Genomic DNA, 26,376 nt, shown 5'->3' with positions numbered 1-26,376 from the left:
GCACCGGTCATGCGGCGCCTCGCAGCGCGCTGTCGCCGGTGATGCCCTTGGTCGAGGCGATCACCTCGCGGAGCTTCTTCGCAAGGGCCTCGTAGAACATGCTGAGCGGAAACTCGTCCGGCAGCACGTCGTCCACCAGCTTGCGCGGCGGGAGCGTCAGGTCCAGGGCGTCCGCGCCCTTGGCCCAGACCGAGCCGGGGTGCGGGGAGAGGTAGGTCGCAACCAGTTCGTAGGCGGCCAGCCAGTGCACGAGCTTGGGCCGGTCGATGCCGTCGCGGTACAGCGTCTCGATCTCGGCGCACAGCTGCGTGGTGACCTGGGGTGCGCGCTCCCAGTCGATGTGCAGGGTGTTGTCCGTCCAGCGTACGGCGTCGTGCTTGTGGAGGTAGGCGAACAGCAGCTGGCCGCCGAGGCCGTCGTAGTTGCGCACGCGCTCGCCGGTGACCGGGAAGCGGAAGAGCCGGTCGAAGAGGATCGCGTACTGGACGCCCAGGCCCATGGGGTGGCCCTCGGCCTGGAGCTTGACCGCCTCCTTGAAGGTGGTCAGGTCGCAGCGCAGCTCCTCCAGGCCGTACATCCAGAAGGGGGCGCGCTGCTTGATCATGAACGGGTCGAACGGCAGGTCGCCGTGGCTGTGGGTGCGGTCGTGGATCATGTCCCACAACACGTAGGTCTGCTGGGCGAGCTCCTGGTCGTCGACCAGGCGGGCCGCGTCCTCGGGCAGGTCGAGGCCGAGGGTGTCCACGGCGGCGGAGGTCACCGCGCGGAAGCGGGCGGCCTCGCGGTCGCAGAAGATCGCGCCCCAGGTCCAGCGGTCGGGCGCCTTGCGCACCGCGACGGTCTCCGGGAAGAGCACCGCGGAGTTGGTGTCGTACCCCGGGGTGAAGTCCTCGAAGGTGATCGGGACGAACTGCGGGTTGTCGTAGCGGGTGCGCTCCAGCTCGGCGAGCCACTCGGGCCACACCACGCGGAGGACGACGGCTTCCAGGTTGCGGTCCGGGTTGCCGTTCTGCGTGTACATCGGGAAGACGACGAGGTGCTGGAGGCCGTCACGGCGGTCGGCGGAGGGCTGGAAGGCCAGCAGCGAGTCGAGGAAGTCGGGTACCGCGAACCCCCCTTCGGACCAGCGGCGCAGGTCCGTGGCGAGCGCCTGGTGGTACGCCTCGTCGTGCGGCAGCAGGGGCGCCAGCTGTTCGAGCGCGTCCACGACGCGGCCGAGGGTGCGGCTCGCGTCGTCGCGGGTCGGCGCGTCCTCCGCCTCGAAGTCGATCGAACCGTCCTTTCGCTGCCAGGGCCGGATCGCCTCGACGGCCTGCTTCAGCACCGGCCACTGAGGGTGCCCCAGGACGCCTTCACCGGATATCCCGCCTCCGGCTGCCACCTTCGACGAAAGAACTTCGCCCATGACCCCTCCTTCGCAAAAGAAACTGTCGTCGGACCAGCGTATCCATGGGCGGCCTCCGCGTACAAGGTCACTTCCTTGAGATCGTCCTGCCGGAGGGGCCAAGAGCCGTTGTTTTTACGGCCGGTCGCCTGGATGTGGCGCCAAAAGTTGCGGCATCGCCAGGGATGTGCGGGGTGCCCGCCGCCACCGGAGCACACCACCACGCGGCGGGCCACCGGAGCACGACCGCCGGCGTACGCGGCCGGCGCCAGGGGTGGCGGCAGGGGCGGGGGGCGGGGCACACCCGCTCGTCACGGCGTGTTCGGACGATGGTCGCCTCGGCCGGACGGGGCGTGGTTAGGGTGCCCCCATGAGCTTCCTCACCGTCGGCCACCGCGGCGTCATGGGCGTCGAGCCGGAGAACACCCTGCGGTCCTTCCGGCGCGCGGAGCGCGAGGGCGTGGACCAGATCGAGCTGGACCTGCACCTGAGCAAGGACGGCGCCCTGGTCGTCATGCACGACGGCTCGGTCGACCGCACCACCGACGGCAAGGGCCAGATCCGCGACCTCACCCTCGCCGAGGTCCGCGGCCTGGACGCGGGGCTGGGCGAGCGAGTGCCGGTCTTCGAGGAGGTCCTGGACGCGGTGGCCCGCCCGATCCAGGCCGAGATCAAGGACACCGCCGCCGCCCGGGTGCTCGCCGCGACCCTGCGCGAGCGCGGCGAGACGAGCAGGGTCAGCGTGCTGTCCTTCCACGACGAGGCGCTCGCCGAGATCCACACCCTGCTGCCCGGGGTCGCCACCGTGCTGGTGGCCGGCGCGTCCGGCCCCGACGTCGTGCCGCGCGCGCAGGCGGTCGGCGCCCGCCTGGTCAGTCTCGACCTCACGCGGCTCACCCTCGACACGGTGCGCCGCTGCCATGCCGCCGGTATCGCCGTCATGGCGTGGACCGTCAACACCCCGCAGGACTGGGCGCTGGCCCGCGCGCTCGGCCTGGACGGCGCGGCGACCGACCTGCCGCCCGCGCAGGGCCGGGACCTTCCGGTGCCGCCGCGCGCCTGACCGACCGTCCGCCGCCACGGATCGGAAACACCTCGGACACAAAGGTCCGGCATCCGGACAGCGGGCCGAATGGCGTGGACAGATCCGCCCGCCGGGTGCCAAGGTCCCGCCATGCGACCCGCGACACCTCCGTCCCGTCACCGCGCGGCCCTCGCCTCGGCCGCCCTGCTCACCCTGGCCCTGGCCGCCTGTTCACCGCAGGACGACGGCAACGCGTCGGCCTCGTCCTCGCCTTCCGGCGGATCGGCCGCCAACTCCTCCTCCCCGGCCGGCTCCTGCACCGCCGCGTCACTCGCCACACACACCGCCGGCAAATTCACCGTCGGCACCGACAACCCGGCGTACGACCCGTGGTTCGCCGACAACAAGCCGTCCAACGGCAAGGGTTACGAGTCGGCGGTCGCCTACGCGGTGGCCAAGCAACTCGGTTACACCAGCGACCAGGTGGTCTGGCAGAAGGTGCCGTTCAACAGCGCCTTCGCGCCCGGTGCCAAGGACTTCGACATCGACATCAACCAGGTCTCCATCACCGCCGCCCGCGAGAAGACGGTGGACTTCTCCCCCGGCTACTACGACGTGCGCCAGGCGGTCGTCGTCCCCAAGGGCTCGAAGATCGCCGGGGCGCGCTCGCTGGCCGACCTGAAGAACGCCAAGCTGGGCGCCCAGGTGGGGACCACGAGCCTGGACGTCATCGACGACCTGGTGAAGCCCGCCAAGCAGCCCGCGGTCTTCCAGCGCAACGACCTCGCGGTCGCCGCCCTCAAGAACGGCCAGGTCGACGGGATCGTGGTCGACCTGCCGACCGCGTTCTACATCACCGGCGCCGAGGTCACCGACGCCAAGGTGATCGGGCAGTTCGACGCGGCGGGCGGCACACCGGAGCAGTTCGGGCTGGTGCTCGACAAGGGCAGCAGGCTCACGCCCTGCGTCTCGCAGGCCGTCACCACGCTGCGCAAGGACGGCACGCTCGCCGCGCTGGAGAAGAAGTGGCTGTCCGACGCGGTGAACGCCCCGGTGCTCAAGTGACCGTCCGGGACGGGCAGGAGCGCGGCGGCGAGGACGTCGCACCGCCGCCGTTCCCTCCCGCCGGACCCGGTCCCGCCGGACCCGGTCCCGCCGGCGGGAAGGGCGGCGACGACGGGTACCGCCCCTCGGCGCGGCGGATCGCCAGGGAGCGCTACCGGCGCACCCGCACCCGGCGCGCCTTCGCCGTCGCCTCGGCCAGCACCCTGCTGACGGCAGGGGCGTTGTACGCACTGATCGTCAACTCGCCCGGCTGGCAACGCACCCGGCAGACGTTCTTCGACGCCCACTACGCCCGGATCTCCCTCCACCCGATCCTGCACGGCCTGTGGCTGAACCTGCGGCTGCTGGCGGTGTGCGGCGCGATCGTCCTGGTCGCCGGGCTCCTGATGGCCCTGCTGCGCACCCTGCGCGGCCCGGTGTTCTTCCCGGTACGCGCCCTGGCGACCGCCTACGTGGACTTCTTCCGCGGGCTGCCGCTGATCATCTGCATCCTGCTGTGCGTCTTCGGCATCCCGGCACTGCGGCTGACCGGGGTGACCAACAACCCGGTGCTGCTCGGCGCGTTCGCGCTGTGCCTGACCTACACCGCCTACGTCGCCGAGGTGTTCCGCGCGGGCATCGAGAGCGTGCACCCCAGCCAGCGCGCGGCGGCCCGTTCGCTCGGACTCAGCAACGCCCAGGCGATGCGCTACGTGGTGCTGCCGCAGGCCGTCCGCCGGGTGGTGCCGCCGCTCCTCAACGACCTGGTGTCCCTGCAGAAGGACACCGGCCTGGTCTCCATCGGCGGCGCGGTGGACGCCGTCTACGCCGCGCAGATCATCGCCAGCCGCGACTTCAACTACACGCCCTACGTGATCGCGGGTCTGATCTTCGTGGCGATCACCATCCCCATGACGCGCTTCACCGACTGGGTGGCCGCGCGGATGAACCGGCGGCAGTCGCAGGGAGGCGCGGTATGAGCGCGATCGGCCCGAAGTCCGGTACGGCGGACGGACCCGAGCCGGCGCTGCGCGCGGAGCCGGTCCTGCGGATGGAGGCGGTCCGCAAGACGTACGGCGGCACCGTGGTGCTGCGCGACATCGCGCTGGAGGTGCCCGCGCACACCGTCACCGCGCTCATCGGCGCGTCCGGCTCGGGCAAGTCCACGCTGCTGCGCTGCGCGAACCTGCTGGAGGACGTCGACGACGGCGCGATCCTCCTCGACGGCCAGGACATCACCGACCCCCGCACGGACGTCGACGAGGTGCGGCGCCGGATCGGCGTCGTCTTCCAGGCGTACAACCTCTTCCCGCACATGACGGTGCTGGACAACATCACCCTCGCGCCCCGGCGCGTCCACAAGGAGCCGCGCGAGCAGGCCGAGGGCAGGGCCCGGGAACTGCTGGAGCGGCTCGGCCTGGCCGACCGGGCGCACGAGTACCCGGACCGGCTCAGCGGCGGCCAGCAGCAGCGGGTCGCCCTGCTGCGCGCGGTGGCGACCCGGCCGCGCCTGCTGCTCCTCGACGAGATCACCGCCGCGCTGGACCCGGAACTGGTCGGCGAGGTGCTGGCGGTGGTGCGCGACCTGAAGGAGGAGGGCATGACCATGGTGATCGCCACCCACGAGATGGCGTTCGCCCGCGAGGTCGCCGACCAGGTCTGCTTCCTCGACGGCGGGATCGTCCTGGAGCGCGGAACCCCCGCCGAGGTCTTCGGCGCCCCGAGCCGGCAGCGCACCCAAGAGTTCCTGCGGCGCATCACGGAGGCGGGCCGGCTCTGAGCGGGCCGGCTCTGAGCGGGCCGACTCCGAACGGTCAGCGGTCAGCCGAGGCTCTTCGTCAGCAGCTCGAACCGGAGGTCGTCGCGGACGGGCCGGCCGAACCGCTCCTCGCCGTAAGGGAAGGGGGACATCTCGCCGGTGCGGGTGTAGCCGCGCCGCACGTACCAGGCGATCAGGTCCTCCCGCGCGCTGATCACTGTCATGTGCATCTCGGCGACGCCCCACTCCTTGGCGGCGAGGCGCTCCGCCTCGGCGATGATCGCCTTGCCGAGCCCGGCGCCCTGCAGTGACGGACGGACCGCGAACATGCCGAAGTAGGCGTGCACGCCACGGTGTTCGAGCTGGCAGCAGGCCACCAGCTCGCCGTCGCGCTCGACGGCCACCATCATGCTGTCCGGCTTCTCCACCACGTCCAGCACGCCCTGGGGGTCGGTCCGCTGCCCCTCGATGAGGTCGGCCTCGGTGGTCCACCCGGCCCGGCTCGCGTCGCCGCGGTACGCGGACTCGACCAGGGTCACGAGCGCGGGCACGTCCGCCGGCGTGGCGGGGCGGAAGGTGAGGGATGCGGTGTCCATGCCCGTCAGGCTACCGAAGCGGCCGTCCGCCGCCGAGGGCTGTCCCCGGCGGATCCGGGCCCGTCCCCGTCATGCGCCGTCGCGGTGCAACGGCGGAGCAGGGGGGCGCGCGCCGCTCGAACGCACTCCCCCGGGCAATCCTGTGCGCTTGCCTGCGCGCCCGCAGGGACGGGTAGGACCCAAGCGGCGTGCGGGGACCGACCCGCGGCCGGCCCTGGGGAGAGCCGACGGGAAGGGGCGATCGGTGATGCACGGACCATCGCTGGTCGCGTGGCTTCTGGTGGCGCTCAGCGCGGCGGCGGCCGTCGCGTGCCTGGTGCGCGCCGAGGACCGGGACGAAGCCGTGATGGGCGCCGGCATGACGCTGATGGCGCTGCCGGTCTCGGTGCTCGACCCCCGGCCCTGGTGCGCCCCCGCCTTCGCGGTGGTCTACACGGCGGCCGCACTGCGCGCCGTCCTCCCGGGCGCCCACTCCCCCGGCCACCGGGTGCACCACGTGGTGTGCTCGGCCGCGATGGTCTACATGGCGGTGGCCATGGCCGGGTCCGGGCCGTCCCACCCGGGCGGCGGCATGGCCATGGGAGGCGCGGGCAGCGCTGTCGCGACCGGGCTCTTCCTCCTCTACTTCGCGGTCTACGTGCTGCGTACGGGCGCCCGGCTCGCATCGGCGGCGGTCACGGTGCCGGTCCCAGCCCCGGCGCCGGCGGCCGGCGGGCTGATACCGGGCGCGGCGGTCGCCGGCCCCGCGCCGGCTCCCGCGCCCACGCCCACGCCCACACCGATGTCCTTACCGCTGCGCCACGCCCCCGAGGTGGCCGTCGCCTGCCGGGTGTCGATGGCGCTGGGCATGGTGGTCATGCTGCTCGCCATGTGAGAACCCCGTCCCACGGCGCCTCGCACGCCCCGGGCGAAGGCCGCACGTCGCCCATGTGAGTCGTGCGTCACATCGGTGCGGTGCCGCATCACACGGTGCGAGCCGACTCCTAGGGTGATCAGCATGACGGTCCCGTTCGTGCTGCTGGTGCTCGGCGCACTTGCGGCGGCGACGGCGCCGCGTCTGCTCGCCCGTGCCGAATGGCCCGAGCGCGAGCCGGTACTCGCCCTGTGGGTGTGGCAGTGCGTGGTCGCCGCGGTGCTGCTGTGCTGCGTGTCCGCGATGGCGCTCACCGCCTCGGCCGCGTGGACGGCCGTCCGCGGCCATGTCTTCGCGTTCGCTCCGCACGGCGTCGAGGACGCTTACGGGCTGCAGGGCCACGGCCGGTGGGCCGGCGCGCTCGCGGTGCTGCTCGCCCTCGGCGGTGTGTGGACCGCGGCGATGCTCACCCGCGAGGTGCGCGCCGCGCGGGGCAGGCGGCGCACGCGCCGGGCCGAACTCCGGGTGCGCGCGCCCCGGCTGCCCGGCGAGTCGGTGTGGGCCGGGGAGCGGCTGGTGGTGCTGGAGGACACCCGCTCCGACGCGTGGTGGCTGTCCGGCGCCGAGCCGCGGCTCGTCATCACCACCGCCGCGCTGGTCCGGCTCAAGGGCCGCCAGCTGGACGCCGTCCTCGCCCACGAGCAGGGCCACGTCCGGGCCCGGCACGACCTGCTGCTGCACTGCGCGGGCGCGCTCGCCGGCGGTTTCCCGCAGGTCCCGGTCTTCGCCGCCTTCCGCGACCAGGTCCACCTCCTGATCGAACTCGCCGCCGACGACACCGCCTCGCGCCGCTTCGGCCGCCTCACCACCGCTCTCGCGCTGGTCGAACTCAACGAGCCGCGCGGCGTCTTCGGCCCGTCCCCCGCGCCGCTCGCCGAACTCCCGGGCCGGGTCAACCGGCTGCTCTCACCGGCGCCCCGCCTTCCGGTCGCCCACCGGCTGCGGCTGACCCTGCTGTCGCTGCTGGTCCCGGCCGTCCCCTTGATCATCACCTTCGGCCCCGGCCTGCATGCCCTGAGCTGAACGCCCCCTGGCGTCAAGGCGCCCAGCTCCCCATCGACCGGTCCCACCGCACTCCGCCAGGCAGCGGGAACGCCCGCCCGGAGCACCCCGAAGGCCGCCGGATCGCGTCTGGGATGCTGGAAGCGAGCGGCCACTACCCGGGGAGGCACCATCAAGGCGGTCATGTTCGATTTCTCGGGCACCCTGTTCCGGATCGAGCCCTGCGAGCGGTGGCTCGCGGGCGCGCTCGCGGCCGAGGGCTTCGAGGCGGATGACGTCGACATCGCGAAGTACGCAGGGGAGTTGGAGCGGGTCGGCGCCCAGCCCGGAGGCGTGATGCCGGACGCACCCCCCGCGGACCTCGCGGAGCTGTGGGAGTCGCGGGACCTGACCGCCGAGCGGCACCGGGCGGCGTACACCGCCCTGTCGCGGTCGGCTGGTCTGCCGTGGGACGTGCACGACGCGCTGTACGAGCGGCACCGGACACCGGCCGCCTGGCAGCCGTACCCCGACACCGCGCAGGTGCTGGCGCGGCTGCACGAACGCGGGGTGCCGGTGGCCGTGGTGAGCAACATCGGGTGGGACCTGCGGCCGATCTTCCGGGTGCACGGGGTGGCGGACCACGTCGACGCTTTCGTGCTCAGCTACGAGCACGAGGTGCAGAAGCCGGACCCGCGGCTGTTCCGGGTGGCGCTCGACGCGCTCGGCATCACGGGCGCGGACGTGCGGGAGGCCGTGATGGTCGGGGACAGTCCGGCCGCCGACGGCGGCGCGGCTGCGCTCGGCTGCCGGGTGCTGCTGGTGGACCCGCTGCCTGTGGAGCGGCGCCCCGACGCGCTCCTGCCCGTGCTCGACCTGCCCGGCGGCAAGGAGGGGGCGCACTGATGACAGGCGAACGGCACGGACCGTAGGGCGACGTCATCGGGCGCCGGTTCCGGCGATCCCCTGTTCCGCCGGAACCGGCGCCCGATCCCCGTACACCCGCCATCAATCTGGCCCGGCGAGTCGCGTTGAGTATATTGGCTCGCAGCCAGCCAACGCAGGAGTTCATCATGTCCCCTCGCAGCGCGTCGGTCAACGAGGCGATGCGTCAGCGTTCCCGCGACCGGCTCCTGCAGGCCACCGTCGAACTGGTCGAGGAGCGCGGCTACGAGGCCACGACGCTCGCCGACATCACGCGGCGGGCGGGTTCGGCACGCGGCCTGGTGTCGTACTACTACTCGGGCAAGCGCGCGCTGGTGCAGTCCGCGGTGCACCGCCTGATGAACCGGGAGCTGGCCGCGGCGCTCGACGCGGAGCCGCCGGCGGAGGACGGCGAGGAGGTGCTGGCGCGGGCGATCGACGCGATCCTCGGGCTGACGGTCACGCACACCAAGCTGATGCGCACCCACATGTCCCTGATCCTGGCCGACGAGGGGTTCATCCGGTGTCCCGAGCAGCAGCGGCTCGCGGCCCTGCTGCGGGAATCGGTGGCGCGGTGGGGCGCGCAGTCCCCGGAGGAGGAGTACCCGCTGCTGCGGGCGCTGTTGATGGGCGCGACGGTGGCCCTGCTGCTGCCGGGCGCCCCGATGCCGGTGGCCCGGCTGCGCGCCGAGCTCTTCCAGCGCTACGGCCTGGACTGGTGGGCCGGTTCACCCCCCGGCCCGCAGGAGCACCGCCCGGAGGCGGCGCGGCTGGGGCCGGGCGGCGAGCCCGCCCGCGAGCCGGCCCGCGGCGAGCATCGCGACCGCGGCGAACGCGACGACCACGACGGCGGTTGACGGCGGACACCGCGCGCGTCGCCCGTGGTCCGGGCGCCCGGATCGCGGATGCCCGTACGCGGCACCGCTGTTGAGCCAGTAGAGTGACGGACCGTGACTGCGCGACCATTGCACGAAATCGTCGAGGCGGGCTGGGCGAAGGCGCTCGAACCCGTGGCGGACCGGATCGCGGTGATGGGGGACTTCCTCCGTGCCGAGATCGCCGCGGGCCGCACCTACCTGCCGTCGGGGGCGAACGTGCTGCGCGCGTTCCAGCAGCCCTTCGACGACGTGAAGGTGCTGATCGTGGGCCAGGACCCGTACCCGACGCCCGGGCACGCGGTGGGCCTGAGCTTCTCGGTGGCACCGGATGTTCGGCCGCTGCCGGGCAGCCTGGAGAACATCTTCCGCGAGATGCACGGCGACCTCGGCACGCCCCGGCCGTCCAACGGCGACCTGACGCCCTGGACGCAGCAGGGCGTGCTCCTGCTCAACAGGGCGCTGACCACCGCGCCGCGCTCCCCGGCCGCGCACCGCAACAAGGGCTGGGAGCAGGTGACCGAGCAGGCGATCCGAGCGCTGGCCGCCCGCGGCCGCCCGCTGGTGTCGATCCTGTGGGGCCGGGACGCCCGCAACGCGCGGCCGCTGCTGGGCGACCTGCCGGCGATCGAGTCGGCGCACCCCTCGCCGATGTCGGCGGACCGCGGCTTCTTCGGCTCGCGCCCCTTCAGCCGCGCCAATGACCTGCTGTCCCAGCAGGGCGCCCAGCCGGTGCATTGGCAGCTCCCCTGAGCGGGCGCCCACGGTAGTCTTCCCGGGTGACGACGCACTCCAACACCCCGGCCGGCTGGTACGCCGACCCGCAGGGCACTCCGAACCTGCTCCGGTACTGGGACGGCTCCCAGTGGACCGAGCACACCAACCCCGGTCAGGTCCCGGGCCAGCAGGGCCCCAAGCAGGAGGGCGGCAACGCCTGGGAGCTGAACGTCAGCCGCACACCCGACCCCGGGAAGATCCAGCACCAGGTGCAGGGTCAGGCCGGCGTCATGTCGCCCGGATACGGCGGCGGCACCCTGTTCACCGAGCCCGTGCTCGTGGTGAACCAGAAGGCCAAGCTGATCGAGCTGGTCAACGAGTACAGCGTCTTCGACCAGAACGGCCGCACCCTCGGCTCGGTGGTGGAGATCGGCCAGAGCACCGCCAAGAAGGTGCTCCGATTCGTCTCCAGCGTGGACCAGTTCCTCACCCACAAGCTCGAGGTGCGGGACGCGCAGGGTCAGCCGCAGCTGGTGCTCACCCGGCCGGCGAAGTTCATCAAGTCCAAGGTGCTGGTGCACCGGGCGAACGGCGAGCCGCTGGGCGAGATCGTCCAGCAGAACGCCTTCGGCAAGATCAAGTTCGGTTTCATGTACAACGGCCAGCAGATAGGCGCGATCAAGGCCGAGAACTGGCGGGCCTGGAACTTCGCCATCGTGGACCACACCGAGACCGAGATCGCCCGGATCACCAAGACCTGGGAGGGCCTGGCCAAGACGATGTTCACCACCGCCGACAACTACGTCCTCCAGATCCACCGGCAGCTCGCCGACCCGCTGCTGAGCATGGTCGTGGCGTCCGCGCTCACCGTGGACACCGCCCTCAAGCAGGACTCCCGCGGGCTCGGCTGACGCGTGCCCCCCTCCTCTGCCGCGACCGGGTCCGCGCCGGACGACGGCGTCGGCGCAGGTGCCGGTCATGACGCGTGGGCGCTGGGCATCGACTCCGGCGGCTCCGGCGTCCGGGTGGCCCTCGTGCCCGCCGGCGACCGCGCCGCAGCGACGGGGGCCGGCGCGGCGGTGGCCGCCGCGGACCGCCCCGCGGTCACCGGCGAGCGCGGTATCGACGCGGGGAGCCTGCTGGCACTGCTCCGGCCGCTCGCCGAGGGGCTGATGGCGGCCGCGGGAGCCCGGACGATCTCCGCGGCGTGCGTCGGCGCGGCCGGGATGGCCTCGCTCGGCGACGACCTGCGGGCCCGGCTCCCGGACGCGCTCCACGACACCTTCGGCGTACGCCGCCTCGCGTTGGCGGGCGACGCGGTGACGGCGTACGCGGGCGCGCTGGGGCTGCGGCCCGGCGTGGTGGTGGCCGCCGGTACCGGCATGATCGCGCTCGGCACCGCGGCCGACGGCGACCAGGACAACGTGGGCCAGGACGGCGGCAGCACGGGGGACGGGCCGCACGGAACCGGCGGCGGCCACGGCTGGCGCCGTGCGGACGGCTGGGGCCACCTGCTGGGCGACGCGGGCGGCGGCGCCTGGATCGGCCGGGCCGGCCTCGACGCGGCCATGCGCGCCCACGACGGGCGGGCCGGCGGCTCGGCGGCACTGCTGACCGCGGCCCAGAAGCGCTTCGGGTCGCTCGCGACGCTGCCGGGGCAGCTCTACCCGCGGCCCGACCGGGCGGCCGTGCTGGCCTCGTTCGCGCCGGAGGTCGGCCAGTGTGCGCGGGAGGACCCGGTGGCCGCCGGCATCCTGCGGCAGGCCGCGGCACACATCCTGGAGTCGGCCGCCGCCGTACGGCCCGGCGCGGGCCCGGTGGACGTGGCGCTCGCGGGCGGCCTGTTCAAGATGGGCGAACCGCTGCTCGGCCCGCTGCGCGCGCAGGCCGCATCGCTGCTGCCCGGCGCCACCCTGCTGCCTGCCGCGGGCGACCCGCTGGACGGCGCGGTCCTGATCGCGGGCGCCCTGCACCGCGGCGGGCTGCCCCTGCCGGTCGACCCGGGGCTTCTCACCGTGACAGAGCGGCCGAGCGCGCCCTGACGCCCCGGTCCTGGCACGCCATGACACCGGTCCGCACCGGCCGGACACGCGTGCGGACCGGAGCCGAGCTGCGAACCGGACACTTGCGGACAGGTCCGACCTCCTTCGCACCCGCGCGAACAAGCAGGTGGCGCAAGGCGTTAACATGCGACGCCATGAGCAATGCCACAGGGCCGGCCTCCGGCCTCCCCGTTCGAATGCCGCGTCCGCGCCAGCCGGGACGCCACCGCCGCCCCGAGGCGCTGGCCGCGCCCGAGGGCTCTCCGGCGCTGGTTCTCGCCGTCCCGGGCACCCCGACCCCCGCGGCGCTCAGCCTCGCCGAGGAGGTGGTGAGCATCGCGCGGTCGGAGCTGTCCGGTCTCGACCCGCGGATCGCCTTTGTGGACGGCGACGAGGGCGACCTGGGCGAGTTCCCGTCGCTGCGGGGCGTGCTGGACCAGGTGGCGGTCGAACGGCCCGGAGAGGACACCTCGGCGGTCGTGGTGCCGCTGCTGGCCGGCCCCGAGGCGGCCGCGCTGCGCCGGATCCGGCAGGCCGTGGTCGACAGCAAGGCGCACGTGGAACTGACCGACGTGCTCGGCCCGCACCCGCTGCTCGCCGAGGCGCTGCACGTGCGGCTGTCGGAGGCGGGCCTGGCCCGCGCCGACCGGGCCCGGCTGTTCACCGTCGCGACGGCGGCCGACGGCATCATCCTGGCCACCGTGGGCGGCGAGGAGGCGGCGCAGGCCGCAGGGGTGACCGGGCTGCTGCTGGCCGCGCGGCTGGCCGTGCCGGTGCTGGCCGCCGCTCTGGACGTGGACGGCGCGATCGCCGGTACCGCCGAGCAGTTGCGCGCCTCCGGCTCCACCACGCTGGCGCTGGCGCCGTGCCTGATCGGTCCGGAGATCGCCCCGCAGCTCCTGCACACCGCGGCCGCGGAGGCGGACTGCTCGGGCGCCGACGCGCTCGGCCCCTACCCGGCGGTCGGCAAGCTCGTGGTGACGCAGTACGCGACGGCGCTGGGCATCGCGCTCCAGCCGGTGCACCAGGGCGGCGCCCAGCAGGAGTAGCAGCACGCACGGCCGGCCCGCGAGGGCTCCGGCCGCTCACGTCCGTCGGGCGCCCCCTCGCCAAGGAGGGGGCGCCCGACGCGCGTTCAGACGAACAGCACGCAGGACACCGCGGGCAGCGCCAGCGCACCGGCCTGCTTCGGGATGCCGGTCGCCGCGTCGACGTCGAACCAGCTCACGTCGCCGGAGTGCTCGTTGGCCGCGTAGAGGCGGCTGCCGGACGGGTCGAGGGTGAGGTGCCGGGGCCAGGAGCCACCGCAGCTGACGGTGTCGAGGAGTTCGAGCCGCTCGCCGCTCTCGTCGATGCCGAGCACCGCGATGCTGTCGTGGCCCCGGTTGGCGGCCCACGCGAACCGGCCGTCGGCCGAGACGACCAGCTCCGAGGGGAAGTTGTCGCCCTGGGTGCCCTCGGGCAGCACCCGCGCCTCCGCGAGCGGCCGGAGGCTGCCCTTGCCGGCGTCCCAACGGCACACCGTCACCACGGAGTCGAGCTCGTTCATGACGTACGCGTGCTCGCCGCCGGGGTGGAAGGCGAGGTGGCGCGGGCCGATCCCGGAGCGCAGCCCCAGCTCGCGCTCGACCTCCAGTTCGCCGGAGGCCGGGTCGAGCTCGCAGACCCGCACGGAGTCCGTGCCGAGGTCGACGCTGAGCAGCCAGTGACCGGTGGGGTCGGGCAGCACCGCGTGGGCGTGCGGGGCCTCCTGGCGCTCCTGGTTCGGTCCGTCGCCCTCGTGCTCCAGCACCCAGCGAACCGCGCCGAGGGCGCCGCCGTCCTCGACGGCCACCACGCTGACGCTGCCGGGCGCGGAGTAGTTCGCGGTCACCAGGTGACCCCGGTGCAGCGCCAGGTGCGTGGGGGCGCCGCCACGCACCTTGACGGGGGCGCCGAGCAGCTTGGGCGCGGCCGGGTCGGCCAGGGAGAAGGCGGCGGCGCTGCCCTCCGGATCGGTCTCGCCGACCGCGTAGAGCGTGCGCCCGTCCGCGGAGGCGGTGAGGAAGGAGGGGTTGGGCACCTCGGCGTTGTGGCCGAGCGCGGTCAGCGCGCCCGTGCCCGGGTCGAACCCGGCGGCGGTGAGCCCGTGCCCGCCCGCTGACGTGAACGACCCGATGTATGCATGTGCGGCCACTTGCCGTACCTCTTCCGACTGACACCCTTTACGGCGGCTGAGAGTAGTACCTGCCGTGGCCCGGCGTCGCCCCAGGGGGTGCACGGCGGCGGGCCCGGGGCCGCGGACCGTGCGGTCACGCGGGCACCCGGGCCCGGGGCGTGCTGCCGACCGGTGGTCAGAAACTGCCGTAGGACGAGACGGTATAGGCGCAGTCGGTGTAGTAACTGCCCGAGCTCAGCGTCTCGGAGTCGGCGTGCGCGGTGGCGGTGGAGCCGCCCGAGGGCTTGTGCAGGATGTAGATGGTGCCGGTCGGGAGGTACACGGTCTTCTTCGGGTAGTGCTTGCCACTGGCCTGGCAGGCGCTGCCGCCGGCGGTGATCTCGCTGGAGTAGTCGGAGCAACTGCCGCACGCCGGGAGGGTGAAGCTGCCGGTGACCTTGCCGGTGTAGAGGATCTCCACCGGGTCGGGGCTGTCGTTGCTGACGATCAGTTTGATGCTGCCGCCGGAGGCCATCGTCGGCACGTGCTTGCCGGCGGCGGCCTCCTCCTTGGCGATCTCGGCGGCGATGGAGAACTTCTTGGCCAGGGCGTGGTTCTTGTCGTGCGGGTAGGTGCTGGCGAAGTCGTTCATCGTGGTGAGCGCCGTGTCGAAGTCACCGGACTTGTACTCGTGGACGCCGCACGCGTAGGTACCGGACTCCACGTGGCCGTTGGCCCGCGTCGAGTCCTTGGTGAGGGCGCTCGCGGCACTGCCGTTCGCCTTGCCGGACAGGGTGGAGGCGAAGGAGCCCAGGCCGCGCACCTTGTCGGTGGCGCCGCACGGGTCGCTGCCGGTGATCGCCTTCGCCGCCTTGTCGATGGTGGAGCCGACCGCGGGCTCGACCTTGGCCGCCTGCGCGGACTGCGGGAAGGTGGTGAGGAGTTCGCCCAGGTCGTTCTCGTCGCCGCCGCTCGCCGCGGACTCGTCGGTGCTCTCCAGGTCGGCCGCACCGCACTCGTACAGGGACGTCGCCAGCCGGTCGTCGGGCCAGGTGGCCAGCGAGCCGAGGCCGTCCTTGCCGAACGAGCCGGGCACGGTGCGCAGGTACTTCAGCGGAGGCACCGCGTCGCAGTACTGCTTCTGGTCGTAGGGGGCGGCGACCGTCGAGTAGAAGGTGCGCATCCGGTCCGGCACCAGGTGGGCGGCCTTGGACCCGGAGTGGTGGTCCTTGAGGTCGCGGTAGGAGGCCAGGGCCGACTTGTACTGGGACTGCGCGGACGCGAAGTCCTTGCCCTTGGCGGCGGCCACCTTGGTGTCTGCCGCGGCGAGGCGGTCCAGCAGCATCTTCTGCGTGGCGTTGTCGCGGGCGTTGTCGTAAAGCACCACGCCGCCGGCGGGCACGGCCAGCAGCACCACGCCGAGGACGATGGCGACCGGTGCGAGGGGCGGCCACGACAGGCGGGTGCGCAGCCCGCGCCAGGCACCGTGCGCGGCGGCCAGCACCAGGAAGACCAGGTAGGCGACGAGGGCGCCGCCGGACACGCCGTCCGGCTTGGCGGGCAGCGCGACCACCAGCAGGATGCCGCTGGCGATCAGGCAGATCGCGAAGCCGAGCCAGCGCCGCATGAAGGCGTAACCGAGGCCCAGCCCGCTGAGGTTGAGCAGCGCGACACCGACGGCTCGCAGCGCGTCGGCCGGCGGTCTGGGCGGGGCGGGCGGCGGGGGCGGCAGGAACCCGCCGGGGCTGCCGGGCGGGCCGAACACGCCGCCCGGGGCGCCGTACGCGCTGCCCGGCGCTCCGTAACCGCCGCCGGCGGGGGGAGCCGGCGGTGCGGGCGGGACCGGCGGCGGCGCGCCGTAGCCGCCGGGACTTCCGTAACCGCCGCTTCCCGCGGGGTTGTCGGGGGCGCCGGGCCCTCCCGCGCCGCCGGGCGGCGGAGGGCCGTACCCGCCTCCGCCGCTGCCGTTCTGCCCATCCCAAGACACCGCGAACTCCCCCCACCCTCGGACATGATCACTGTCGCCGCACACCGGGGCGTGCGTGATCGCACCCGGTGTGGCCGGAGCCTATGCGCACGGCCCGCTTCCTTGCCCGTGAATAGGAAGATTCCGCCGATGACCCGTTGGTTCCCTTCCGGTACGGGTTTTTCCGCCCGGCCGTCGACGGTGGCTCGAAATGATCGTTGGGCGATCACCCGTCGGTACCGTGAATATGCCAAAAACACTGCCGTGAGGGGACCACCGGCCCATGCCCGTCGACGCCTTGGACGCTCGTATCCTGCGGTTGCTCCTGGAGCAGCCGCGCACCAGCGTCCGCGAGTACGCCCGCATCCTGGGCGTCGCCCGTGGCACCCTCCAGGCCCGGCTGGACCGGCTGGAGCGCGACGGGGTGATCACCGCGGCCGGCCCGCGGGTGTCCCCCGCGGCGCTCGGCCATCCGGTGCTGGCCTTCGTGCGGATCGAGGTCTCGCAGGGCCACCTCGACGCGATAGGCGCGCAGTTGGCGGCGGTGCCCGAGATCATCGAGGCGTACTCGGTCACCGGCGGCGGTGACCTGCTCACGCGCGTCGTGGCCCGGGACAACCCGCACCTGGAGGACATCATCCAGCGGCTGATCCAGCTGCCGGGGGTGGTCAGGACCCGCACCGAGATCGCCCTGCGGGAACGCGTGGCCGAACGGTTCCTGCCGCTGGTGGAGTCGGTGGAGCGCGGGGCGGAGCAGCTGCGGGCCCCCGAGCCGCAGCCTCAACCCGGGCCGGGGGCGGGCGAGTCGGTACCGGCCCCGGCTCCGGTGCCCGCGCCGGCGGCGGTCCGGGCGCCCGCCCCTGCGCCCGTCTCCCCCGCGCCCGTCGCCCCTCCCGCTCCGCCGGTGCCCCCGGTGCCTCCCGTGCCCGATGTTCCGGCCGCGCACCGCCCGCAGGGCGGCAGGGGCCACGACGCCGCCCACCGCGAGCGCTCGGCTCAGCGCGCCGTCAGGTAGTCCTTCGCGTCCTGGGACGCCTTGGACAGCGAGCCGGAGTCGAACGGCGGCTGCGGGTCGTACTCGATGGCGAGTTGGAACGCCTCGGCCGCGACCCGGCCCGCGAGGAGCTCGGCGAGCCGCAGCGCCATGTCGATCCCGGAGGAGACCCCCGCCGAGGTGATGATCCCCCCGGGCTGCCGCACGACGCGCTCCTCGGTGTAGGTGGCGCCGTAGGACTCGAGCGTCTTCACCGCGCTCCAGTGCGTGGTGGCCTCCAGCCCGTCCAGCAGACCGGCGGCGCCGAGCAGCAGCGAGCCGGTACACACCGAGGTGGTCCACGTGCTGGTGGCGTGGATCCGGCGGATCCACCCGAGCAGTGCCTCGTTGCCGAGGTTGCGCCGGGCGCCGGGTCCGCCTGGCACCACCAGCACATCGGCGGAGGTCGTCGCGGCCAGCGTCGCGGACGGGGTCACGGTCAGCCGGCCGGCGTCGTCGGTGACCGGGGCGGTGTCCTCGGCGGCGAACACCACCTCGGCGCCGGGCAGCATCCGCAGCACCTCGTAGGGGCCGACGGCGTCGAGCGAGGTGAACCCGTCGAAGATCGGGAAGACGATGCGCATGGTCGGGGCCTTTCCAGGAGTGATCGTTTTCGGGCGTGTTCGGCACCGGTTCGGGCGCCGTCGGCCCAGGGCGGATCGCCTTACGGGCACGTCGGTTTGTCGACCCGCGAGGCGGTCGAGCGGTCGGAGGACGGAGTCGGCCCGGACGGTCCGGGTTCCGGTTACCGCGGGGCGGGGGCGGCCGGTCGAGGCGGCGCGACCGTGGCGAAGTGCCGCCGGTACTCCCCGGGGGTGACCCGGACCCGGCGTTTGAAGCTGCGGTGCAGGGTCTCCACGGTGCCGAAGCCGCAGGTACGGGCGACGGCGTCGAGCGTGGTGCCGGTGCACTCCAGCAGGCGGCGCGCGGCCTCGATGCGGGCGCCTTCCACGTATGCGGCCGGGGTGCGGCCGGTCTCCGCGCGGAAGACCCGGGTGAAGTTGCGCTCGCTCATCCCTGCCCGCGCGGCCAGCACCGGGACGGTGAGGTCGTCGCGGAGGTGGTCGGCGATCCAGTCCAGCACCTCCCGCAACGGGGACCGGTCCGGCCGCTGGGCGGCGAGCTGGGTGCTGAACTGGGCCTGTCCGCCGGGACGTTGCACGAACATCACCAGGTGGCGGGCGATCGTCCGGGCCATCTCGGGGCCGTGGTCCGCCTCGACCATGGCCAGGGCGAGGTCGATGCCGGCGGTGACCCCGGCCGACGTCCACACGTCGCCGTCGCGGACGAAGATCGGGTCGGGGTCGACGGTGACGGCCGGGTAGCGCTCGGCCAGCAGCGCGCACACCGACCAGTGGGTGACGACCCGCCGCCCGTCGAGCAGCCCCGCCTCGGCGAGCAGGAACGCGCCGCTGCACACCGACGCGGTACGCCGGGCGGCAGCCGCGGTGGCGGCGAACCAGTCGACGAACTCCCGGTCCCGGCACGCCCGCTGGACGCCCGGGCCGCCGACGGCGACGAGCGTGTCCACCGGTCCGGCGGCCTGCGCGACGGTCAGCGTCGGGGCCACCGCCAGGCCGCCACTGGACTCGATCGGCCCGGGCCCCGCGGCGACGACCTCGATCACGGTCGGCGCCGCGCCCGTCCCCGCACCCGTCTCCGTGCCCGCCCCCGCGACAGCGGCCAGCCGGCCGGCGTTCGTGAACACCTCGTGCGGCCCGGTGAGATCCAGGATCTGGAAACCCGGGTAGACGGCGAAGACGATACGTCGACTGGTCACGCGACCATCGTCGGCTCGGCGCCGGTTTGGCGGCAAGGACAAGGGAGTGACGATTCCGGCCATCCGCGGCGGTCCGGCGGCGATCCACCACCGTCGGCCCTCTGGCGGACGCGCGTAGAAACGCGCATCATGGCCGTGCCCCACTGCACTGCCGGCTCATCCTTCCCACCCGGAACAGCCGGCGCCGCCCGCTCCCGGGCCCCGTTCGCGCGCGGCGCCGCTCGGCATGCGGGTCCACGAGGCTCCACGGGCACGTCGCACGCCGGACCGGGCACCTCGCACGTCGCAACGCCGCGCATCGCACGTCGCCTCTCGTACCGAGCAGGCCGTACCCCGTACCGCCGTACCGCCCCCGTACCGCCGTACTTCGTACGCAGCACCCCGCACCGGGCAACGCCGCACCGCCGCACACCCCCATCCGCACCGCGTCACGGTGGCGGCTCCCCCGGCGGTTCGAGTTGTCATGCACAGATCACTCACGATCGACGAAGGGAACCCGACATGGCTTGCGGATCGACCAGTCTCTGGGCAGGTGAGACCACCTGGTTCTGCTGCGGCAGCTCCTGGGGGCCGTGCGGCAGCGCCGGCACCGGCGCCTGCGGCACCTGCCAGTCCAGCGCCCACCAGGCCGCCTGGCCCAACACCACCCAGGCGTGCTTCAACATCACCCGTCCCGACGTGTGCGGCGAGGGCATCCCCCGGCGCGGCTGCGGCTCGGTGATGAACGTCAAGCACCAGTGCTCCGGCGCCGAGGTCTGCGTCACGGTCGCGGACTGCGGCCCGCGCACGCAGAGCTTCTGCGGCGAGGCCACCTGCTGCAACGGCGCCTGCCGCACCAACCGCGTGATCGACCTGACCCCGGCGGCCTTCTCGGCGATCGGGAACCTCGACTCCGGCAAGCTGCCGGTCTACATCTACGAGTGAGCCGACCGGCAGGAGGAGCACCGACATGAGCAACCGCCAGGACCCCGGGCCCCGTTCCGGCTTCGACCGCAGGCGTTTCCTGACCACGGCCGCGCTCGGCGGCGCCACCATCGTGGGCGCCTCGGCGCTCGGCGGGATCGACGCGGATGCCGCGTTCGCCGCGCCGATGCCGTCCCTCGACCCCGCGATCGCCAAGTCCACCTTCGCCGAGGGCCGGATCACCGCGATCAACGGCAGCGTGCTCGAAGTGGCCGGCTCGTACGGCGAGCAGCACCTGATCCAGCTCACCCACGCCACCAGCGTCTGGAAGCTGCGTGCCACCACCGCCGACGCCATCGAGGCCGGGGACGGCCTGTACGCGCGGGGCGTCGACATGCCCGACGGCACGATCGCCGCGGACGCCGTGTGGGTCAACATCGTGAACCTGTTCTGCACGGTCCGGGGCATCGCCAAGGACCGTCTGCACCTCACGCACGGCGACGGCAACCACGCCGTGGTCGGCCGGATCGTGCCCGAGACCACCACCGCCTCCTACCTGGGCGGGTCGCTGACCCCGGACCTGTCCCGGGTGCGGATCGGCCAGTCGGCGCAGGTGCTCGGCGCGTGGCGGCCCGCGGACGACTCGGTGGACATCGCCCGCGTCACCGTCGGGCATTGAGGGGCGGCGTGATGATCCTCGACCTCGCTCCCCTGGTGTGCGGTGTACTGCTCGCGGTGAGCGGCGCGGCCAAGCTGCTCGGCCGGCGCACCGCCCAGGTCGCGGCGAACACCGTGCTGGTCCGCGTGCTCGGCAACGGCCACCGGGCGGCCTTCGCGCTGCGCGCGGTGGGAGCTGTCGAACTCGCCGTCGCCGCCGGGCTGCTGGCGGCACCGGCCACGGTCGTACCCGGTGCCGCCACGGCGGTGCTCGGCGCGGGCTTCGTGGGCTACCTCGGCTACGCGAAGGCGACGGCGCCGCAGTCCTCCTGCGGATGCAGCGCCCGCGACGAGGGTCCAATCGGTGTCCGTTCCTTCGCGCGGGCCGGGGCGGTGCTGCTCTGCGGGGTCGCCGCGGCCTTCGCGGGCACCGCCTGGTGGTCGCGGGTGGCCCGGGATCCGGGCTGGTCGGTGCTGGTGGTCGCGGTGGCCGCGGCGGGCCTGCTCGCCCTGTCCACCGACCTGGACCGGGTGTGGCTGCCGCTGCGCCGGCTGCGGTTGCGGGTGTTCGGCACCCCGCTGCCGGCGGACCCGGGCGGCCGCGTACCCGTAGAGGCAACCGTCGAGCTGCTGGAGCGCTCGCTCGCATGGCAGGCGTCGGCGCCGATCGTGCGGTCGGCGCTGCTGGACGCCTGGGACGACGACGGCTGGCGGGTGCTGCGGTTCGCGGGCGTGCACGAGGACGCCCGCGGCGCACGACCGGTCAACGTGCTGTTCGCCCTGGACGAGAACGCGACCGCCGACGCCAACCCGAGCCCCGCGGTGCGGGTTTCGGTGATCGACGACCGCACCCAGGAGGTCGTGCCGGTGGATCTGCTGGCGCTCTCCGGGCTGCGCAGGCCACTGCGGATGGTCTGACCCGGCAAGATACGGAGCCCGGGGTGGCGGCTCCCGCGAGGAGCGGCCACCCCGGGCCACGGCACGCGCCCTACTGCGGCGGGTAGCCCACCGGCGGGTCGGCGTACGACCCGTAGACCCGCATCTCGGCGGCCGCCGCGAACGGCAGGCCGTTGAGCGCGTCCAGCCCGGTGAAGCGGACATAGGAGGCCCGGACCGGTGTGAAGTCGATCTGCTGGGTCTGCGGCGAGTCCGCGAGGGTGCCGTGGGTGACGGTCGTCCAGGTGGTGCCGTCGTCGGAGACCGCGATCTCGTAGTCGCCGATCCGGCCGTTGGGGCCGCCGCTCTGGCGGTCGAGGTAGCCGAAGCCGTCGATGTCGGCGGGCCCGGACAGCTTCAGGGTGACCCAGTGCGGATAGGGGGCCTCCGTGTCGGTGTAGTCGGTGTGCCAGATGGTGCCCGGGTCGCCGTCGAGGACGTTGGCGACCGGGCCCTCGGCGGCGCCGGACGAGCGGTTCTCGGAGTCGGCGGTCGCGGTCATCGAGCCGGGCGGGAGCAGTGCCCGCGAGGCGACCGTCGCCTTGGCGTCGGCGGTGACGGTCTTGGTGTCGCCGCCGTTGGTGTAAGTGGCGGTGGCCTTCCACTGCGCGGTCGTACCCGCCGCGCCGGCCGGTGCGGTGAGCAGCCAGGTGGTGGTCGCGGTGGCGCCGGGCGCGACGGACGCGAAGGCGTTGCCACCCTTCTGCTCCACCGCTGCGGTCCACCCGGCGGGCAACCCGTCGAGCGTGGTGCGGACGCCGGTGGCCGCGCCGGCCTCGTTGTTGGTGAAGGTGGTGGTGTACTCGCTCGGCGTGCCCGGGCTCAGCTCGGCGGTGGGCGGCACCGTCACGCTCGCGCAGGCCGGCCCGGTCGCCGAGGGGCCGAGGTCGGTGACGGTGAAGTCGTCCAGCACGAAGTCGGTGCCGGCCGCGCCGCCGAGCTTGCGCAGGCCCACCCAGGTGTCGCCGCACCCGGCCACGATGTCCTTGCTGTAGGTGGCGGTGTCCAGCGCCGGGGCGAGGGTGTCGCGGGTGAGGTCCTTGCTGGTGACCTCGCCGCCGCCGACGGTGTCGGCGCCCGTCACCCAGGCCCACTGCCCGTCCACGTCGGTCTGGTAGCGGAACGACACCCGGTACGCGTGGCCGGCGACGAAGGGCACGGTGGCCGGGACGGTCCGGTAGACCAGTCCGGTGTTCTCCTCATGGGACTTCAGCGAGTGGTCGCCGCCGATGACGTCGTCCACCGCCTGGCCCTTGAGTGTGCCCGTGTCGTAAGGCGAGTAGGTGTTCTTCCACGCCTTCTGGCTGTAGGGCGCGTGCAGGTCGCTGATGCTGGTGCGCGGGTCGGTGATCCCGCCGGCGTCGCCCTTCACGAAGGGGCCCCAACCGGGCTGGTTCCCCTCGAAGTCCTCGGCGGCCACGACCGTGCCGCCGCCGGCCCTGGTCCCCGCCTTCAGGACGGGCACGCTGGTGTCGGCCATCAGGCGCACGTCGTCCAGGGTGACCGCGGCCGCCCCCGGGGACGCGGCGATGCCGACCGTCACCCGGCCGCCGGGCGGCGCGGTGAAGGTGACCGAGGCGCGCTGGGCGTAGGTGCCCTCCTTGGCGTCGGCCGCGACCTCGTTGGGCGCGGGTGTGGTGTCGAAGGAGTTCACGGCAGGTCTCGCCGTGCCGCCGACGGTGACGTCGACGGTGCGCCGCTGTCCCTTGGCGATCTCGACGTCGGCGCCGAGGGTGTAGGTCTTCCCGGGCTTGAGGCCCTTCACCTGCTGGGAGATGCCGGACGCGGCGCCGGTGCCCAGGCGGGCGACGTTGTCGCCGTCGGCGGTGCGCGCGACGGCCGCGCCGCCGGTCGGGTGCCAGGCGGTCAGGTTCCCGGCGTTGAAGCCCGGGTCGGACAGGCCGGTGCCCTGGCCGTAGTCGACGCTCGTGTGCGGGGCCCTGCCGCCGGCGGGCACCAGCACGTACGGCTGGTTCGCGGCGGTGGTCAGGGTCACCCGGCCGTCGACCGGGGTGACGTCGGCTGCCTTCACCCGGCCGGTGTCGGTGAGCTTGTAGAGGGTGAAGTGCCGGCTCCCGGCGAACTGGGCGGTCAGGTCGAAGGTGTGGGCGCCGCCGGAGGCGCTGAAGGCGTACATCTTGTCGGCGTCGCTCGGTGAGGAGACGCCGTCACCGCCCTTGGCCTCACCCCAGGGCAGCAGGTAGCTGTCGCCCTTCAGGACGAGGGCGCCGCCCATGGTGATCTGCCGGACCCCGTCGTCCATGGCGACGCGGACCCCGCCGGTCAGCTCGGCGCTCTTCCCGAAGTCCCAGTCGGTGACCTGGTAGTGCTGGAGGAACTTGGTGGGGAGGTTCTGGCTGAAGATGTTGTCGTAGAACGCGTTCCAGTCGTCCTGGCCGGTCCAGCCCTCGAACTCCTTGATGTCGGAGCCGCCGAGCAGCGGGTCGACGTTCCACACGTCGCGGTCGGAGTTGCCGATGAAGCGGATGATGTCGGAGTTGATGCCCTTGTTGGTCGCGTCGCCGTAGTTCTTGTCGCTGGCCCAGTGCGACCAGATCGACTCGCCCTCGAACTTGTAGGCCCACTCGCTGGCCACCTCGAAGCCCATCGTGTGCAGCTGGGTGGCGAGTTCGTCGGCGAGCCAGCCGCTGGAGTAGTAGGCGTCGATGTAGACGGTCTTGATGCCGGGCGCCTGCTTGCGCAGTTCCGCGAACCGGTCGAGGATCGCGCCGGTGCCCAGGTCGGTGCGCTGGTCGATGTGGTACGACTGGTTGAGCCAGTCCCAGCCGTTGACCTGGCCCTGGACCAGGCCGGAGCTGAAGTTCTTCGCCTGCGGGTACGCCTCGGTGACGTTGACGTGCACGGCCAGGTCGGCGTTGTACTTCTCGCCCTGCGCGGCGAGTTCGTCGAGGTCGCCCAGGCCGCCCGCGCGGACGTTGTAGTCGCCCCCGTAGTCCGGGTGCCCGGAGTCGTGGCCCTCGTTGGCGTAGCCCTTCTCCAGCACCCATTGACCGAGGTCGTCGGTGGCCAGCGAGATCCGCTTGACGTTGTCGAGCGTCTTCAGGAACGGGTTGGTCGCCTCGCTGGCGAAGTTGAACGGGATGTGCTGCACCACGCGTTCCGGCACCCGGTCCGCGCCCAGCGGGTGCGTCATCGCGTCCCGGTAGGCGATCGCCCCGTCCTCCCAGGTCACCTCGCCGTCACCGTTGGCGTCCCCGGCCAGCACCACCGTGGTCCTGGGCAGTGTGTACGTCGAGACCCGCGGGTCGGTGGCGCCCTTGGGCGCGTAGGTGTAGTTCCCGACGGACAGTTCGGCGCGGCGGGCGCCGCCCCCGGCGTCGACGATCCGCGACTGGAGGCGGGAGTTGCCGTTGTCGTTGTCGTCCTGCGCGGCGTCGTCGGTCGCGTCGGTGAGCAGCCCCGCGGACAGCCGGGAGTTGCCGACGAAGCCGTAGGGAGTGCCGACGGGTGCGGGGTCGGGCGTGGTGGCGCCGTTGACCGCGGTGAACTGGTCCGCGGTGGTGGTGGAGTCCGTGGAGATCCTGGTGCGCGCCAGGTTCGCGTGCGGGTCGGAGGTGTCGACCGACACCAGCGACTGGTCGGGGATGGACAGTTCGTCCACCGTGCGCGCCGCGCTGCCGGCGATCTTCTTCACCTCGAACACCACGGTCCTCTTCGCGGTCACGGTGATCGCCGAGGTGATGGTGACGTTCGGCAGGCCGGCGAAGGTGGAGGTGTAGGTCGCGGTGTCGCCGCTCGCGCGCATCGCGGTGGTCGCGGTGTACGCCTTCCCGTTGATGTCGAAGGTGTCCAGCACGGACGCCTGCCCGCCGAGCGTGCCGCCGTCCATCGCGTACGACACGACCTGCGGGAACTCCTTCGCGACCTGCACCGTGAGCCCCCCGCGGGACAGCGGCACCGGGGTGGCGGGGTGGGCCGGGGGCGGCGGGGTCACGGGCGCGGGCGTGGTGTCCCCGATCGCGCGCACCCGCAGCTCCGACGCGGACGCGTTGTCGCTGCCGTTGACGGCACTGTCGGCCTCGAACCTGACGTAGCGGCCCTTGACCGGCTTGTCGAAGACGACCGTCTGCACGTCGGTGTCGGCGGCCGGCTGGTGGAACGACCCGGTGGCCGCCGGCGCTCCCCAGTCCCCGTTCGGGTCCTTCGCGGTCGCCGCGTCGTCGGTGACGTAGACCTTGAAGTCCTTGACCGGGCCGTTGTCCTGCTTCTTCACGGAGTAGTCGAGGCCGGTGAGGGTGAACGAGCCACCCACGTCGAGCGTCAGCCAGTGCGGCATCGGCGTCTTGGCGACCCCGGTCCCGTTCACGACGTCGTAGGCCACCGTCCACTGCGTGCCGGTGTCGTTGTCGAACGCCGCGAGCGCGGTGCCGTCCAGCGCGGGCGGCGCGGGGTAGGCCGGCGACTGGGAGTCGGCGCCGACCAGGCTGTACTGGGCCGGGTCGATGGGCGTGCCGGGGTCGGCGGCGGCCGTCTGCGCGGGCGGGGCCGCGGCGAGCGCGGGCGTGGCGCCGAGGGAGAGCAGCGCGAGGGAGGCGAGCAGCGCGGTGACGCTCGCAAGGCGTCGTCCGGGTCTGCGGCGCGGTGATCGGGGCGGGCGCGAGGTCATTCCAACTACCACCTAGGGCCGGGGAAAGCCGAGAGTGGTGCAGACTGTAGCGGCGATGGCATCGATAACACCAGAGTC

22 protein-coding genes and 1 pseudogene are annotated in these 26,376 nt (G+C 73.3%); 16 read left to right on the top strand and 7 right to left on the bottom strand.

Features of this window, described 5'->3' with window-relative positions; all coding sequences use genetic code 11:
- Positions 1-7: 7 nt before the first annotated feature.
- Positions 8-1,405 carry a DUF6421 family protein gene (locus tag C4U44_RS33225; protein WP_103889809.1) on the bottom strand — a complete coding sequence of 466 codons (1,398 nt, stop codon included), beginning with the start codon at positions 1,403-1,405 and terminating at the stop codon, positions 8-10.
- A 349-nt stretch (positions 1,406-1,754) separates the two neighbouring features.
- Between C4U44_RS33225 and C4U44_RS33220 the strand changes: the two genes are divergently transcribed.
- The 4 genes from C4U44_RS33220 to C4U44_RS33205 all read left to right on the top strand — a co-directional run bounded on the left by C4U44_RS33220 (position 1,755) and on the right by C4U44_RS33205 (position 5,232).
- Positions 1,755-2,447 (top strand): glycerophosphodiester phosphodiesterase, encoded by a 693-nt coding sequence (locus tag C4U44_RS33220; RefSeq protein ID WP_103889808.1) that lies wholly within the window; start codon positions 1,755-1,757, stop codon positions 2,445-2,447.
- A 111-nt stretch (positions 2,448-2,558) separates the two neighbouring features.
- On the top strand, positions 2,559-3,473 hold the full coding sequence (locus C4U44_RS33215) for an ABC transporter substrate-binding protein (protein ID WP_103889807.1): 915 nt from the start codon (positions 2,559-2,561) through the stop codon (positions 3,471-3,473).
- 137 nt (positions 3,474-3,610) lie between these two features.
- Positions 3,611-4,432 (top strand): amino acid ABC transporter permease, encoded by an 822-nt coding sequence (locus C4U44_RS33210; RefSeq protein WP_235032552.1) that lies wholly within the window; start codon positions 3,611-3,613, stop codon positions 4,430-4,432.
- Positions 4,429-5,232 carry an amino acid ABC transporter ATP-binding protein gene (locus tag C4U44_RS33205; protein WP_103889805.1) on the top strand — a complete coding sequence of 268 codons (804 nt, stop codon included), beginning with the start codon at positions 4,429-4,431 and terminating at the stop codon, positions 5,230-5,232. Before C4U44_RS33210 ends, C4U44_RS33205 begins: the two co-directional genes overlap by 4 nt.
- Before the next feature lie 41 nt (positions 5,233-5,273).
- On the opposite strand, the gene C4U44_RS33200 is transcribed toward C4U44_RS33205, so the two are convergent.
- Positions 5,274-5,807, bottom strand: coding sequence for a GNAT family N-acetyltransferase (locus C4U44_RS33200; protein WP_103889804.1), 534 nt, complete (start codon positions 5,805-5,807; stop codon positions 5,274-5,276).
- Positions 5,808-6,054: 247 nt separating this feature from the next.
- On the opposite strand from C4U44_RS33200, the gene C4U44_RS33195 reads away from it, so the two are divergent.
- The 8 genes from C4U44_RS33195 to C4U44_RS33160 all read left to right on the top strand — a co-directional run bounded on the left by C4U44_RS33195 (position 6,055) and on the right by C4U44_RS33160 (position 13,308).
- On the top strand, positions 6,055-6,681 hold the full coding sequence (locus C4U44_RS33195) for a DUF5134 domain-containing protein (protein WP_103889803.1): 627 nt from the start codon (positions 6,055-6,057) through the stop codon (positions 6,679-6,681).
- Between the two features lie 123 nt (positions 6,682-6,804).
- Entirely contained in the window at positions 6,805-7,743 is a 939-nt protein-coding gene (locus tag C4U44_RS33190; protein ID WP_103889802.1) for a M56 family metallopeptidase, read from the top strand.
- 162 nt (positions 7,744-7,905) lie between these two features.
- Positions 7,906-8,607, top strand: coding sequence for an HAD family hydrolase (locus C4U44_RS33185; protein WP_103889801.1), 702 nt, complete (start codon positions 7,906-7,908; stop codon positions 8,605-8,607).
- A gap of 167 nt (positions 8,608-8,774) precedes the next feature.
- A complete protein-coding gene (locus tag C4U44_RS33180; protein ID WP_103889800.1) occupies positions 8,775-9,482 on the top strand; it encodes a TetR/AcrR family transcriptional regulator in 708 nt (235 codons plus the stop codon).
- 93 nt (positions 9,483-9,575) lie between these two features.
- Positions 9,576-10,253 (top strand): uracil-DNA glycosylase, encoded by a 678-nt coding sequence (locus C4U44_RS33175; protein ID WP_103889799.1) that lies wholly within the window; start codon positions 9,576-9,578, stop codon positions 10,251-10,253.
- A 26-nt stretch (positions 10,254-10,279) separates the two neighbouring features.
- The gene (locus C4U44_RS33170) at positions 10,280-11,128 is read left to right on the top strand and encodes a phospholipid scramblase-related protein (protein ID WP_103889798.1); all 849 of its coding nucleotides are present in this window, start codon (positions 10,280-10,282) and stop codon (positions 11,126-11,128) included.
- Between the two features lie 3 nt (positions 11,129-11,131).
- Complete coding sequence (locus C4U44_RS33165; protein ID WP_103889797.1) at positions 11,132-12,259, top strand: N-acetylglucosamine kinase; 1,128 nt, start codon at positions 11,132-11,134, stop codon at positions 12,257-12,259.
- Between the two features lie 155 nt (positions 12,260-12,414).
- The gene (locus C4U44_RS33160; RefSeq protein ID WP_103889796.1) at positions 12,415-13,308 is read left to right on the top strand and encodes a sirohydrochlorin chelatase; all 894 of its coding nucleotides are present in this window, start codon (positions 12,415-12,417) and stop codon (positions 13,306-13,308) included.
- A gap of 86 nt (positions 13,309-13,394) precedes the next feature.
- Here the strand turns inward: C4U44_RS33160 and C4U44_RS33155 are convergent, their stop codons facing one another.
- Both C4U44_RS33155 and C4U44_RS33150 read right to left on the bottom strand, forming a co-directional pair.
- A complete protein-coding gene (locus C4U44_RS33155) occupies positions 13,395-14,435 on the bottom strand; it encodes a lactonase family protein (protein ID WP_103889795.1) in 1,041 nt (346 codons plus the stop codon).
- Between the two features lie 157 nt (positions 14,436-14,592).
- Positions 14,593-16,383: a DUF2157 domain-containing protein gene (locus tag C4U44_RS33150; protein WP_235032533.1), complete on the bottom strand. Its 1,791-nt coding sequence runs from the start codon at positions 16,381-16,383 to the stop codon at positions 14,593-14,595.
- A 262-nt stretch (positions 16,384-16,645) separates the two neighbouring features.
- Here C4U44_RS33150 and C4U44_RS33145 point away from each other — a divergent pair.
- Positions 16,646-17,119 (top strand): annotated as a pseudogene (locus C4U44_RS33145) (Lrp/AsnC family transcriptional regulator); the annotation flags it as partial.
- A 239-nt stretch (positions 17,120-17,358) separates the two neighbouring features.
- On the opposite strand, the gene C4U44_RS33140 reads toward C4U44_RS33145, so the two are convergent.
- The gene (locus tag C4U44_RS33140; protein ID WP_103889794.1) at positions 17,359-17,979 is read right to left on the bottom strand and encodes a DJ-1/PfpI family protein; all 621 of its coding nucleotides are present in this window, start codon (positions 17,977-17,979) and stop codon (positions 17,359-17,361) included.
- A 161-nt stretch (positions 17,980-18,140) separates the two neighbouring features.
- A complete protein-coding gene (locus C4U44_RS33135) occupies positions 18,141-19,175 on the bottom strand; it encodes a GlxA family transcriptional regulator (protein ID WP_235032532.1) in 1,035 nt (344 codons plus the stop codon).
- A gap of 501 nt (positions 19,176-19,676) precedes the next feature.
- Here C4U44_RS33135 and C4U44_RS33130 point away from each other — a divergent pair.
- From C4U44_RS33130 to C4U44_RS33120, 3 genes are read left to right on the top strand one after another with little or no spacing between them, the layout of a single operon-like run.
- Entirely contained in the window at positions 19,677-20,099 is a 423-nt protein-coding gene (locus tag C4U44_RS33130; RefSeq protein WP_103889792.1) for an RlpA-like double-psi beta-barrel domain-containing protein, read from the top strand.
- 25 nt (positions 20,100-20,124) lie between these two features.
- Positions 20,125-20,757, top strand: a complete 633-nt coding sequence (locus C4U44_RS33125; RefSeq protein ID WP_103889791.1) for a cell wall protein — start codon at positions 20,125-20,127, stop codon at positions 20,755-20,757.
- An 11-nt stretch (positions 20,758-20,768) separates the two neighbouring features.
- Positions 20,769-21,653, top strand: coding sequence for a MauE/DoxX family redox-associated membrane protein (locus C4U44_RS33120; RefSeq protein ID WP_103889790.1), 885 nt, complete (start codon positions 20,769-20,771; stop codon positions 21,651-21,653).
- A gap of 70 nt (positions 21,654-21,723) precedes the next feature.
- Here C4U44_RS33120 and C4U44_RS33115 read toward each other — a convergent pair whose 3' ends face one another.
- Positions 21,724-26,298: an endo-alpha-N-acetylgalactosaminidase family protein gene (locus C4U44_RS33115; protein WP_103889789.1), complete on the bottom strand. Its 4,575-nt coding sequence runs from the start codon at positions 26,296-26,298 to the stop codon at positions 21,724-21,726.
- Positions 26,299-26,376 lie beyond the last annotated feature (78 nt).

The organism is Actinacidiphila yanglinensis (assembly GCF_900107965.1).
Lineage (GTDB): Bacteria > Actinomycetota > Actinomycetes > Streptomycetales > Streptomycetaceae > Actinacidiphila > Actinacidiphila yanglinensis.
Note: the sequence above shows the minus strand (reverse complement) of the source record. Positions and strands in the feature narration are given on the sequence as shown.